Annotated in this window: 12 protein-coding genes; 9 read left to right on the forward strand and 3 right to left on the reverse strand. The window is 67.0% G+C overall.

All coding sequences use genetic code 11. From position 1 onward, the window contains the following. Positions 1-47: 47 nt before the first annotated feature. Entirely contained in the window at positions 48-1,580 is a 1,533-nt protein-coding gene (rny, locus tag K2Z83_RS06215; RefSeq protein WP_220594312.1) for a ribonuclease Y, read from the reverse strand. 324 nt (positions 1,581-1,904) lie between these two features. Here rny and K2Z83_RS06220 point away from each other — a divergent pair, with 324 nt between their 5' ends. Beyond that, entirely contained in the window at positions 1,905-2,726 is an 822-nt protein-coding gene (locus tag K2Z83_RS06220) for a hypothetical protein (RefSeq protein ID WP_220594313.1), read from the forward strand. Positions 2,727-2,798: 72 nt separating this feature from the next. Beyond that, positions 2,799-3,458: a ribosomal protein S18-alanine N-acetyltransferase gene (rimI, locus tag K2Z83_RS06225; protein ID WP_220594314.1), complete on the forward strand. Its 660-nt coding sequence runs from the start codon at positions 2,799-2,801 to the stop codon at positions 3,456-3,458. 66 nt (positions 3,459-3,524) lie between these two features. Here the strand turns inward: rimI and K2Z83_RS06230 are convergent, their stop codons facing one another. Both K2Z83_RS06230 and K2Z83_RS06235 read right to left on the reverse strand, forming a co-directional pair. Then, entirely contained in the window at positions 3,525-4,625 is a 1,101-nt protein-coding gene (locus K2Z83_RS06230; RefSeq protein ID WP_255603408.1) for a radical SAM protein, read from the reverse strand. A 14-nt stretch (positions 4,626-4,639) separates the two neighbouring features. Continuing rightward, positions 4,640-5,395: an inositol monophosphatase family protein gene (locus K2Z83_RS06235; protein WP_220594315.1), complete on the reverse strand. Its 756-nt coding sequence runs from the start codon at positions 5,393-5,395 to the stop codon at positions 4,640-4,642. 100 nt (positions 5,396-5,495) lie between these two features. Here K2Z83_RS06235 and K2Z83_RS06240 point away from each other — a divergent pair, with 100 nt between their 5' ends. The 7 genes from K2Z83_RS06240 to trpB all read left to right on the forward strand — a co-directional run. Further along, positions 5,496-6,488 (forward strand): glycosyltransferase family 2 protein, encoded by a 993-nt coding sequence (locus tag K2Z83_RS06240; RefSeq protein WP_255603409.1) that lies wholly within the window; start codon positions 5,496-5,498, stop codon positions 6,486-6,488. Positions 6,489-6,996: 508 nt separating this feature from the next. Next, positions 6,997-8,367, forward strand: a complete 1,371-nt coding sequence (locus K2Z83_RS06245) for an NYN domain-containing protein (protein ID WP_255603410.1) — start codon at positions 6,997-6,999, stop codon at positions 8,365-8,367. After that, positions 8,297-8,623, forward strand: coding sequence for a hypothetical protein (locus K2Z83_RS28800; RefSeq protein WP_255603411.1), 327 nt, complete (start codon positions 8,297-8,299; stop codon positions 8,621-8,623). The genes K2Z83_RS06245 and K2Z83_RS28800 overlap by 71 nt, the downstream gene beginning before the upstream one ends. 87 nt (positions 8,624-8,710) lie before the next feature. Next, the gene (locus K2Z83_RS06250; RefSeq protein WP_220594317.1) at positions 8,711-9,331 is read left to right on the forward strand and encodes a phosphoribosylanthranilate isomerase; all 621 of its coding nucleotides are present in this window, start codon (positions 8,711-8,713) and stop codon (positions 9,329-9,331) included. Further along, a complete protein-coding gene (locus tag K2Z83_RS06255) occupies positions 9,328-10,764 on the forward strand; it encodes a metallophosphoesterase (protein WP_220594318.1) in 1,437 nt (478 codons plus the stop codon). The genes K2Z83_RS06250 and K2Z83_RS06255 overlap by 4 nt, the downstream gene beginning before the upstream one ends. Before the next feature lie 70 nt (positions 10,765-10,834). Then, positions 10,835-11,170, forward strand: coding sequence for a Trm112 family protein (locus K2Z83_RS28805; RefSeq protein WP_255603413.1), 336 nt, complete (start codon positions 10,835-10,837; stop codon positions 11,168-11,170). Positions 11,171-11,276: 106 nt separating this feature from the next. After that, a partial coding sequence (trpB, locus tag K2Z83_RS06265; RefSeq protein ID WP_255603414.1) for a tryptophan synthase subunit beta occupies positions 11,277-12,158 on the forward strand: 882 nt, incomplete at its 3' end.

Genomic DNA, 12,158 nt, shown 5'->3' on the forward strand with positions numbered 1-12,158 from the left:
AAACCTTCGCCGTGGCGGCAGCGCCGCCCGAGCCTCGCCCGCGCCAGCTAGCGGGCGAAGTCGACCGCCCGCGTCTCCCGAATAATAGTCACCTTGATCTGGCCGGGATACTGCAGGCTCTCCTCAATCTTCTTTGCCACATCGCGGGCCAGGTGGATGCTGGCAAGGTCATCGATCTGGTCAGGCTGAACCATCACGCGGACCTCGCGGCCGGCCTGCACCGCGAAGGCGCGCTGCACGCCAGTGAACGAGGTGGCGACCGTCTCAAGCGCCTCAAGGCGCTTGATATAGAGGTCGAGGGTCTCACGACGAGCGCCGGGGCGCCCGCCCGATATTGCGTCGGCGGCGATCACCAGGAACGCCTCAACCGTTTGTGGCTCCTCATCGTGGTGATGCGCGGCGATCGCGTGGACGATCGCCGGGGAGCGGCCCAGGCGCCGGGCGATATCGGCGCCGATCAGGGCGTGCGGCCCTTGCACCTCGTGGTCAACCGCCTTGCCAATATCATGGAGCAGGGCGGCCGTCTTCGCGATGTTAATATTTGCCCCGATCTCGGCGGCCATGTGGGCCGCAAGCAGCGCGCACTCCAGCGAGTGCTGGAGCACATTCTGCCCGTAGCTGGTGCGATACTTCAGGCGCCCCAGCAGCTTGATCAGGTCGGGGTGGAGGCCCTGGACATTGGCCTCATAGGCAACCCGCTCACCCTCCTCACGCATCACGTGCTCGATCTCTACCTGGGTTTTTTGCACAATCTCTTCGATGCGCGTGGGGTGAATTCTGCCATCTTTCAGTAGCCGCGAGAGGGACACCCGCGCCACCTCCCGGCGCACCGGGTCGTGGCACGAGAGCGTGACCGCCTCGGGCGTATCATCGACGATAATATCGACACCGGTGATTTGCTCGAAGGCGCGGATATTCCGCCCCTCACGGCCGATGATCCGGCCTTTCAGCTCCTCACTCGGGAGATTCACAGTGGTGACCGTCAGCTCTGCGACATAGTCAGACGCGCAGCGCTGGACTGCGAGCCCAATGATCTTGCGGGCCGTCTTCTCCGCCTCATTACGGGCGTTCTGCTCGATCTCACGGATCCGGCGGGCCGCCTCATCGCGGGCCTCGCTCTCGACCTGGGCGAGGATGATCTCGCGGGCCTCATCGCGGTTGAGCTGAGAGATGCGCTCGAGCTCTCCCACCTGCTGGCCCTTCACTCGCTCGGCCTCCTGGTACAGCTGCTCGATCTGCCGCTCGCGGTTCTGCACCTGGCGATCCCGTCGCTCAAGCCCTTCAAGCTTCCGGTCGAGGTTCTCCTCCTTCCGCTGCAGACGCTCTTCCTGCTTCTGGATACCCTGGCGGGACTCACGGATCTCCGCCTCAGCGTCATTTCGAACACGCAGCGCGTCATCTTTGGCTTGAAGCAGGATCTCTTTCTGTTGGGAGCGCGCCTCTTCTAACAACAGACGGGCTTCGGCGGCTTTACTCTGCATCTGGGAGTTCACCCCATTGTTCATCCACCAGACGCCGACGCTGCCGCCAACCACCAGTCCGACTACAAGGCTCAGGGCGGCCCCAAGTAGATCTATCACGATAACCTCCTATGAAGTTTTTAAAGTGCATCAAGCGGGGCGTTGCCCTGAGCCATGCCCCGCTGTGCTGTTTCAGGATCCTATGGATTCATAGCCCCATGATATACTAATAATACTGTTCTCACCTATAGCTGTCAAGAATTTCGCGCAGTTGCTACCAGGGATCGCATCTGGTATAATCGCCGGTATAGTGTCGTACAATAGCGTGACGAAGGCGTTGCTGTGGACCTATGGCTCGGCCATGTGTGCCGCCATAGCGGCTGACAGCGCTTGTGGGCTGCCCAGGCCCACCCTAACAGCAATCACGCGCCAGGAGGATAGAGTATGATTCGCAGCCCGTGGCGATCCCTGTTGCTCGCCCTTATGCTGCTCACATCGCTGCTACTGCTGGCCACATGCGGCGGCCAGGCCAGCGCTCTCGGCACGCCGCTCTACGTCCAGAATGTCACAGCCGATCCCGCCACATACGCCGGCAAAGAGATCACCGTCGATGGAGCCTACCTCTGGCGCCCCGGAGACCCGTCGATCTCGGTGCTGGCCCTCGGCGTCCACACCCTCGACAACGGCCTCGATGCCCAGCCGCTCGGCGATGCGATCTGGCTTGAGGGCTTCCCCGCCGAGCTCACCGCCGACCTCCACAGCCCCGGCGACGCTGTCTATGGCTTTGTGCGCGTCCGCGGCCAGTTTGCCTCTGGCAGCTTCGGCCCGAATGGGAGCTACCCCTACCAGCTCACCGTTAGCGCCGCCGAGCCGATCGAGCAGGTGCGCCGCGTCGAGAACGCGATCAAGGACACGCCCCTCGCCGATGGGAAGGTCTCGTTCTTTGAGCTCCAGCGCAACCCCGAGGCGTACAACGGCCAGACGATCACCACCCAGGGCTACTACTTCTGGAACTCGGTGATCTATGTGCTGGCCGAGGGCGTCGCCACCGAGGAGGACGGCTCCAGCCCCCAGCCGATGGGCAGCCCGATCTGGATGGAGGGCTTCCCGCCCGATCAGTCCGCCGAGCTGAACGTCGGGCCGAACAACAGCTATGTCTGGGGCCACGTCGAGGTCACCGGCACCTTCCAGACCGGCGGCGGCTTTGGGAAGGACGGCGCCTATCAGAGCATCTTTACCGTCACCTCGGCGACACCGATCAAATGATAGCGTGGGGGCGTCGGGCGCATGCGGCGCGCCCGATCATGCCACTGATCGCTCTCGCTGTGGAGTGACCGGATGTACTACTTCATCGAGCCGATGACCGAGGACGACATCCCCGAAGTCCAGCAGATCGAGAGCCAGAGCTTCACCACACCCTGGTCGGCCAACACCTACAAGCGCGAGATCCGCAACGCCGCAAGCTGCCGCTACCTCGTGGCCCGTGGCAGCACCACCCCGCCCCCGCCACGCGCCGGGGGGGGCGGGTCGCCACGACGCCTCGGGATCATCGGCCAGATCGCCGCGGCCCTCTTCCCGTCGGCACCTGGCGCGGCCCCGAGCTGCCCGGCCATCGGCTACGGCGGGCTCTGGCTCACCGTCGATGACGCCCACGTCACGACGATCGCCGTCGACCCGCAGTATCGCGGGTTCGGCGTGGGCGAGCTGCTGCTGAACGGCCTGATCGACGCTGCCTACGAGCTGCGGGCGAAGATGCTCACCCTTGAGGTGCGCGTCTCGAACGCGAGCGCCCAGCGGCTCTACATCAAATATGGCTTCCAGCCGGCCGGCACGCGCCCGCGCTACTACACCGACAACGGCGAGGATGCGCTGATCATGTGGACCGAGGCGATCGACACGCCCGAGTATCAGGCCCGCCTCTCCGAGCTGCGCCGCTTGCTCTACGCCCGCCTCCAGCGCCAGGTCGCCGACAAACGGCCCGCCGTGCGGGTGTCGTAGGGCCGAAGCATCGGCGCGGTAAGCCTGGCCGCTAAAGCCTGTGCGTCTGACGCCGATGCTTCGGCCCTACTCTAGAATCTCGCGGATCGTCAGGGCCAGCGGGCTGTCGCGCAGGGCGGCCGGGCGCAGGTCGCCGGCGTAGATCTGCTCGGCCAGGCTGTGGTGGATGCGCGCCACCCGATCCCGGCCCTGCACGCGGTCGCGGAAGGCGCTGTGCTTGAGCAGCAGCGCGGCCTCGTTGGCCGGGCTCAGCTTGCCGGCGAAGATCCGCTGCGGCGCCCGCACCTCTAGCCCCAGGCCGTCGCAGCGGCCCAGCAGCTCGACATCTCGATCGTGACGGTAGGCCGCGCTCACCGTCGCCTGGCCCTGGTAGATGTCGCGGTAGTAGCTGTGTGGGAAGGAGCCCACCCGGGCGAGGATCTCGTTCACCCGGCTGCGGTGGCGCTCGTTCGGAATGTGTAGGTAGTCCCAGATCACAAAGTCGACCCGAGCCTCGGCGCAGGCCCGCAGCATCGCCCGCAGCGCCGACTGGGTGTCGTTCACGTAGGGCATGACCGGCAGGATCGCCACGCCCACCGGCACGCCCGCCCGCTTCAGCTCGGCCAGCATCTCGAGGCGCAGCGCCGGCGGCGGTGCCTTGCCCTCCAGCTTCTCGGAGAGGTGCGGGTCCATGGTGACGAGGGTGGTCATCACGATGGCCAGGCCGCTCTCATTCATCCGCTGGAGCAGGGCCGCGTCCTCCAGCACGCTGGCGCTCTTGGTCTGCAAGAGGCAGGGCTGGCCCTTGTCGGCGAGCACCTGCAAGGTCTGCCGGGTGATGCGGTAGGTCTGCTCGGCGGGCTGGTAGGGGTCGCTAAGGGCGGTGATCGCGATCAGGTCGCCGCGATCCACATGGGCCAGCTCAGCGTCGAGGCGCTGCGGCAGGTCAAGCGGGATGTGGATCGTCTCGTTCAGCGGGCGGTCGCCAAAGAGCCAGCTGTCACAGTAGGGGCAGCCTAGCTCGCAGCCGGTGTAGATGCTCAGCGTGTAGGCCGACAGGAAGAACTCGTTGATCGTCGGCCGGCGCGCGCTCAGCACCGGGGCATCGCTCATAAAGTCGCGTAGGTAGTTTGCCATTTCATAATGTTGAATGGTGAATGGTGAATGGTGAATGGGCGCATTCAACATTCACCATTCAACATTCACAATTCGCGTAAGATCTCGGCGTGGATGTGCCCGTTGCTGGCCACAAGGCGGTCGCCGCCTGGGCGCCAGGGCTCGCCGCGCCAGTCGCTCAGGGCGCCGCCGGCCTCGCGCACGAGCAGGGCGCCGGCGGCCGTGTCCCAGGGGGCCAGGCCGAGCTCCCAGTGGGCGTCGCTGCGCCCGGCGGCCACGTAGGCCAGGTCGAGTGCGGCGGCGCCGGGGCGGCGGATGTCGCGGGCCTTCATCAGCAGGCGGCCAAACTCGGCCAGGTTATTGTCCGCCCGGCTGAAGCGATCGTAGGGAAAGCCGGTGGTGAGCATGCTGTGGCCGAGCTCGGCGGCGGACGAGACGCGCAGCCGGCGGCCATTGCAGAAGGCGCCGCGGCCGGCCTCGGCGGCGAACAGCTCGTCGCGCGTCGGGTCGTAGACGACCCCGAGGGAGAGCTCGCCCCGACACAGCAGGCCGATCGATACACAATAGATCGGCATGCCGTGGACATAGTTCAGGGTGCCATCGAGCGGGTCGATCACCCACTGGTACTCGCCCGCGCCAGCGGCGGCGCCGCCCTCCTCGGCCAGGATGGCGTGGCCGGGGTAGCGCTCGCCGATGGCGGCGACGATCAGGGCCTCGCTGGCCTTATCAATATCGGTGACGAGGTCGGCCCGGCGCTTGAAGGCGACGCTGCGCTCACGCTCCTGGCCGGCCCGCAGGATGGCGCCGGCCCGGTGGGCTAGGTCAATGGCAAAGTCGAGCATAGAATTCCCAGAAAGCAAGCGGTCTACCGCCCTGCCATTGTAGCATCTTCCCGAGCGCAGCTTGCGCGCCGGCGAACTCCGCGCTAGAATGCGCCCCGCTATGCACCAGAACCCATCGCCCGTGGCCATCGTGATCGTGTCCTACAACACCGTGGGGCTGCTGCGCCGCTGCCTGGCCTCGCTGGCGGTCTGCGCCCTGCCCCTGCGCGTCGTCGTGGTCGATAACTGCTCGGCCGACGGCAGCCCGGAGATGGTGCGCGCCGCGTTCCCGGAGGCGGAGCTGATCGCCCTCGATGAGAACGCCGGCTTCGCCAGGGGCACGAACATCGGCCTCGCTGCGCTCGGGTTTCAGGAGGCAGGAGGCAGGAGGCAGGAGGCAGGGAACCCTGCCTCCTGCCTCCTGCCTCCTGCCTCCTACTTCCTGATCCTCAACCCCGACACCGAGGTGCGGCCGGGGGCGATCGAGGCGCTGGTGGCCTTCCTCGAGGCGCACCCCCGCGTCGGGGTAGCCAGCCCGCGCCTGCTGAACCCGGACGGCACGCCCCAGGCGGCGGCGTTTCGCTTCCCCAGCCCGCTCATGACCGCGCTCGACCTCTTCCCGCCCGGCGAGGTGCTGCCCGGCCGGCTCTACGGCTCCTGGTGGCACGGCCGCTACCCCCAGGAGCGCGGGGACGCCCCCTTCGCGATCGACCACCCCCTGGGCGCCTGCATGCTGCTGCGCCCCGAGGTGATCGCCCAGGTGGGAGGGCTCGACACGGGCTACTTTATGTACAGCGAGGAGATCGAGTGGTGCTGGCGGATCCGCGCGGCGGGCTGGGCGATCTGGCAGGTGCCGCAGGCGCAGGTCGTGCATGTGGGGGGGGCCTCCACCCGCCAGCTCCGCTGGCGGATGCTGGTGGCCCTCTACCGCAGCCGGGCGCGCTTCGCCGACAGCCACTACGCGCCGGCCGCGCGGCTGGCCCACCGCGGCGTGGTGCGGATCGGCATGCTCCGCCTCGCCCTGCGGGCCTGGCGCAGCTATGCGCAGAAGCAGATCAGCCACGATGAGCTGCGTGCCCACCTGCTCGCCTACGGCGAGATAACCCGGCTCTAGCTGAATTGCAGATTGTAGATTGCAGATTGCAGATTGCGGATGGACGATCTCCAATCTGCAATCTGCAATCTGCAATCTGCAATCTGCAATGACAATGGTTGCATCAACGGCAAGCCAATGCTATAGTAGCGTTGTAAGCGGCGGCACAAGGGTTCTGCCCTCACCATGTGTCGCTGGGATACGCGACGGTTTTCTCGATGATTAGCAGCCTGAGGTGGTCCAGGGAAATTTCCCGGTGCTGTGCTCCGCAGCATAGCCCCTGGTCACTGGTGATACGAATCTATCCCGCACTCCGGTGTGACGACTGGCGGCAATGATTGGCCGCCGATGAGCTTGATCATTATAGTCATCGCGCCGACCGGATTGGTTCTCCCCACCTGTGCGATACGGTTCCTCTCCCCTATCGCACGCCCCACGACCATGGGCCCATGTTGTATGGGCTGGCCCCGAAGCATTTCTCGCGCCCACCTCACCCGACACCAACCCACAGGAGTAAAACGCACTAGCAATGTCGTACGAAAACAGGCGACCTGATGTCGCGGTCTTCATCGACTTCGAGAACGTGTATGTGAGCGTGCGCGATAAGCTGAACGCGAACCCGAACTTCGAAGCGATTATGGACCGCTGTGGCGACCTTGGCCGCGTGGTGATCTCCCGCGCCTACGCTGACTGGTATCGCTACCCGCGTGTGACGAGCGCACTCTACGCCAACGCCATCGAGCCGATCTATGTGGCGACCTACTACTACGATAAGGATCTGGGCCGCACCGGACGGGCGATCAAGAACAGCGTCGATATGAACCTCTGTATCGACGCGATGAAGACACTCTTCACCAACACCAATATCTCGAAGTTTGTGCTGGTGACGGGCGACCGCGACTTTATCCCGCTGGTCAACTCGATCCGCCAGCAGGGCAAAGAGGTCTATATCATCGGCATCGGCGGCGCCGCCAGCACACACCTGGCCCAGAGCGCCGACGAGTTTGTCTTCTACGAGCAGCTGATCGGCAGGCAGCCGGGCGGCTCGGCGGCCGCCACGGCGATCGCCAACCGCGCCACCGAGCTGAACCGCGGCATCGAGGTGGTCTACGAGCCGGCCAGCCAGGCCGCCCCAGCCGCCCCAGCCGCCCCAGCCGCCCCAGCCGCCCCAGCCGAGCCCGATATCTACACGGTGCTCGTCGAGGCGATCCACCTGGTGCGTAAGCGCGGCTATGTCTCCACCCTCGGCTCGATCAAGCTGGTGATGAAGGAGCTCATGGGTGGCGACTTTAAGGAGAGTCGCTACAAGGATCTGAACGGGCGGCCCTTCGCCAAGTTCAAGGACTTTGTGATGGACGCCGAGAAGCGCGGCAAGGTGCAGATCTTCACCAATGGCACGGTGAACGAGGTCTTCCTGCCCGGCGAGGACGCCCTGAAGCTCTCGCAGTTCGCCGCCGCCCTGACCGATGACAACGCCGTCGAGCCGGTGGCCGATGTCCCTGTCCAGTCGAACGGGCGCAAGGAGTCGGCGAAGAGTGAGCCGGCCCCGATCGCCGAGGCCTCTACGGCGGCACCTGCCAGCCGCCGCCGCCGCCGCCGCTCGCGGCGCGGCCAGGGGGGCGGGTCAGCAGCTGATGCGACGGAGATGCTCAATGGTCTGGATGGAGAGGATCTTGACCTCGAGCTGACGCCGCCGATCCTTGACGATGAGCCGCCTGTGGGCGACCCGGTCGCCTATATGGATGAGCTACGCGCCCTCGACGCCCTTGAGGAGATCGCTACGCTCGAAATGATCAGCGAGGAGCAGACGGCTGACCGAGCCCGTCGCTATGCCCGAGCCCGAGCCCGTCGTCGCACCCGAGCCCGAGCCCGAGCCCGTCGCCGCAGACACGGACGATGAGAACGAGCTGTCGCTGATTGAGATCGACTTCAGCGACGAGGAGTGGGGGGTCTTCCGCGGGATGATGGGCGGATTCAGCAAGCCCGTGTCGTTCCAGCAGATCTTCGACGCGCTGCGCGGCCTGCGCAAGGATCAGAGCCTGACCCGCACCAACGAGCAGCTGCGCACGATGGTGAAGCAGGCGATCAACAGCGAGCTGCTTGAGCGCAGCGGGAAGGGCAAGCGGGTCTACTACGCGCTGAAGGCCGAAGCGTAAGCGAGGGGACAGGCGACAGGGGACAGGGGGCCGGCATTGGGATACCGCCCCCGTCTCCTATCCCCTGTGACCTGTCCCCTGTCCCCTATGATCATCAAGATATGTGGCCTGCGCACAGCCGAGCACGCGATTGTCGCAGCCGATGCGGGCGCCGATATGATCGGCCTCGTCTTCGCGCCGAGCCGGCGCCAGGTGAGCGTTGAGCAGGCTGTCGCCATCGTCGCCGCACTGCGCCGCATCCCCCCGCCTCACCCGAAGATCGTCGGCCTGTTCGTCAACACGCCGCCCGCAGCCGTCAACGCCACGGCGGACGCCGTCGGGCTCGACCTCGTGCAGCTCAGCGGCGATGAGTCGCTCGCCGATGCCGCGGGGGTGAGCCGGCCAATCCTCAAGTCGATCCGTATGGACGGATCAGAGCGCGAGGCCGCCTGGGTCGGGGCGGGGGTGCGTCTGCTCGTCGACGCCCACGTGGCCGGGGCCTACGGCGGCACTGGCGCGCGCGCCGACTGGGCTGCGGCGGCCGAGCTGTCCCGGCGTGCGCCGATCATGCTGGCCGGCGGGCTCGACCCGGCGAGTGTGGCGGCGGCGATCGCCCAGGTGCGGCCCTGGGGCGTGGATGTGAGCAGCGGCGTCGAGGAGGACGGCGATAAAAGCGCGGCGAAGATCCGCGCCTTTATCGCCGCCGCGCGCGGGGCTGCCCGATCATGAGGTGGGCGCGGCTGGCGCTCACCGGGCTCGGCGTGGCCCTCGGCGTCGTCGGCGGCGCATCCGTCGCCCGCTGGGCCTTCCTCCAGCTGCGCCGAGTCACCCTTACGCCGACGCCCTACAGCACCCCGCCGATCGGCCCGGGGCAGATCGCCCCGCGCCAGCGGCGGATCATCGTCAGCGACCTGCACCTCGGCGGCGGGGATCGCCTGGACGACTTTGAGGACGACCTGGCCTTCGCGGCCTTTATCGACTCCTATGTCAGCAGCGAGGAGCCCAGCGAGCTGATCCTCGCCGGCGACACGATCGAGTTCCTCCAGGTGCGCCTGGGCGACATCGACGACGAGGACTGGTCGGAGGAGGCGGCCGAGCGCCGGATCGCCGCCGTGATCGCCGCGCACCACCTGATCTTCGAGGCCCTGTCACGCTTCATCGCGCTCCCGGGCAGCCTGCTCACCGTGCTGATCGGCAACCACGACTTCGAGCTGCACTACCCGGCGGCCAAGGCCCGGCTAGCCGCCGCCGTCGGCCTGAGCATGGGCGACCCGCAGATCCGATTCGGGGTGAGCTACCACGGCGGCGGGATCTACCTTGTCCACGGCAACCAGTTCGACAGCTGGAACCGCTTCGTCCACTTCGATGGGATCAGCGAGCCCTTCGAGGTGGTGCGTGGCACCCAGCTGGTCAAGGAGGTGATCAACGACCTGGAGGACGACCCGCTCCAGATCGCGCCGCTCCTCGACAACGTCAAGCCGACCTCGGCCTTCTTCTGGTACCTGCTGGCCCTGCCGAGGCTGCGCAACGCCGCCGCGCGGCGCTTCTTCCTGCGCGGGGTGACCGGGTTTATGCAGGTGGTGGCGTGGCCCACCCCGCACCAGATGCCGATCACCGGGCGCGGGCCGGGCGGCCCGCTCAGCGCGCCGCTCTTCCTGGGGCTGTGGGCCTGGGTGGCGAGCCTGCGCCGCCGGCGCGTGGCCCGCCAGCGCGAGATCTCCCGCCAGGTGAGCGAGGTGGCCGGCGACCTGCCTCCGCCCGACCAGGTGATCGACCAGGTGCAGAGCGAGGCCGCCCGCCAGATCAGCCGCGAGGTGCGCGACTTCAACGACCGCTACGCCCGCGAGATGCTGAGGATCGCCCGCCAGCCCGCGCATCACGAGGACAAGCTGTTCGTCTGTGGGCACACCCACCTGGCCCAGGTCGTGCCGCTCGGCGAGGGGCAGACCTACATTAACACCGGCACCTGGACCGAGATCATCTACGATGTGGCCACCATGCTGCGCCAGGAGCAGCGGTTCCCCTTCCTTGAGATCCGCTACCCCGACGGGGACGCGCCCGAGGGGCATCTGCTCGTCTGGATCGATGCCGACGAGCCGCCACAGCCGTGGCAGAAGGGGCCGAAACTGGAGCGCCGCCGTAGGAAAATTCGGTTACAATAGTCGCAGCGCCCAAGATGAGCCATGTCGGCATTGGGACGATTCGGCGAGTCGTAGTATCAGGAGGATTTATATGAAAAACCTATTTCGCATCATCGGTGTCGCCGCCCTCATCGGCGTTGGAGTGATGGTCTTCCGCGCGCTGCGCCAGTACCGCGAGGATAGCGTGTTCGACCTGGCACCGGCGGCGGGCGCGGGCGGGCAGAAGCGCAGCATCAGCCCGGAGCTGCTGAGCATCCTGGCCGACCCGGCCGACAAGGGGCCGATCGAGCTGCTGAGCGACGGCGAGGGCAAGGAGTGGCTGGTGAACCGCCGCAACGGCTTCCGCTACCCGGTCGAGGACGGCATCCCGATCATGCTGCTCGAAGAGGGCGAGAAGAACAAGGACGAGAGCCTGATCCAGAAGTAGCTGCGAGGGGACAGGGGACAGGGGACAGGGGACAGGAATAGGGAGGGCGCTGCCCGGCTGTTCCCTGTCCCCTGTCCCCTGTCCGCTTGTTATGAAGGCGCCAACGATGACTAAGAGTGAAACTGAAACGGTTCCTGGCCGCTTCGGCCCCTACGGCGGGCGCTACGTGCCCGAGACGCTGATGCCGGCGGTGTCGGCCCTGGAGGCGGCCTACGCCGAGGCCCAGGGCGACCCGGCCTTCTGGGCCGAGCTCGACGGGCTCCAGCGCACCTACGTCGGGCGGCCGACGGCGCTGACCCACGCCCGCCGGCTCAGCGATCAGCTCGGCGGCGCGCAGATCTACCTCAAGCGCGAGGACCTGGCCCACACCGGCGCCCACAAGATCAACAACGCCCTCGGCCAGGGCCTGCTGGCCCGGCGCATGGGCAAGACCCGGATCATCGCCGAGACCGGGGCCGGCCAGCACGGCGTGGCCACCGCCACCGTCTGCGCCCTGCTCGGCATGGAGTGCGTGGTCTACATGGGCGTCGAGGACATGGCCCGCCAGCGGCCGAACGTCTTCCGCATGCGGCTGCTCGGGGCCGAGGTGCGCGGCGTGGAGAGCGGCTCGCGCACGCTCAAGGACGCGATCAACGAGGCCATGCGCGACTGGGTGACCAACCCGGAGAGCTACTATCTGCTCGGCTCGGCCCTCGGCCCGCACCCCTACCCGACCATGGTGCGCGACTTCCAGCGCGTGATCGGCCAGGAGGCCCGCGCCCAGATGCTGGAGCAGGCGGGCCGCCTGCCCGATGTGGTGGTGGCCTGCGTGGGCGGCGGCTCGAACGCGATCGGCATCTTCCACCCCTTCCTGGACGACGCGGGCGTGGCCCTGCGCGGCGTCGAGGCCGGCGGGCGCGGCGCGAAGCTGGGCGACCACGCCGCGCGCTTCCTCGCGGCCAGCCCCGGCGTGCTCCAGGGCACCTACTCCTACGTGCTCCAGGACGAC

This window comes from Oscillochloris sp. ZM17-4 (assembly GCF_019599295.1).
Lineage (GTDB): Bacteria > Chloroflexota > Chloroflexia > Chloroflexales > Chloroflexaceae > Oscillochloris.

Bases quoted from the DNA above. Each gene is read 5' to 3' on its own strand.
- K2Z83_RS06220 (WP_220594313.1), top strand. From the start codon at position 1,905: ATGATTCGCAGCCCGTGGCGATCCCTGTTGCTCGCCCTTATGCTGCTC.
- rimI (WP_220594314.1), top strand. From the start codon at position 2,799: ATGTACTACTTCATCGAGCCGATGACCGAGGACGACATCCCCGAAGTC.
- K2Z83_RS06230 (WP_255603408.1), bottom strand. From the start codon at position 4,625: ATGTTGAATGCGCCCATTCACCATTCACCATTCACCATTCAACATTAT.
- K2Z83_RS06235 (WP_220594315.1), bottom strand. From the start codon at position 5,395: ATGCTCGACTTTGCCATTGACCTAGCCCACCGGGCCGGCGCCATCCTG.
- K2Z83_RS06240 (WP_255603409.1), top strand. From the start codon at position 5,496: ATGCACCAGAACCCATCGCCCGTGGCCATCGTGATCGTGTCCTACAAC.
- K2Z83_RS06245 (WP_255603410.1), top strand. From the start codon at position 6,997: ATGTCGTACGAAAACAGGCGACCTGATGTCGCGGTCTTCATCGACTTC.
- K2Z83_RS28800 (WP_255603411.1), top strand. From the start codon at position 8,297: ATGCCCGAGCCCGAGCCCGTCGTCGCACCCGAGCCCGAGCCCGAGCCC.
- K2Z83_RS06250 (WP_220594317.1), top strand. From the start codon at position 8,711: ATGATCATCAAGATATGTGGCCTGCGCACAGCCGAGCACGCGATTGTC.
- K2Z83_RS06255 (WP_220594318.1), top strand. From the start codon at position 9,328: ATGAGGTGGGCGCGGCTGGCGCTCACCGGGCTCGGCGTGGCCCTCGGC.
- K2Z83_RS28805 (WP_255603413.1), top strand. From the start codon at position 10,835: ATGAAAAACCTATTTCGCATCATCGGTGTCGCCGCCCTCATCGGCGTT.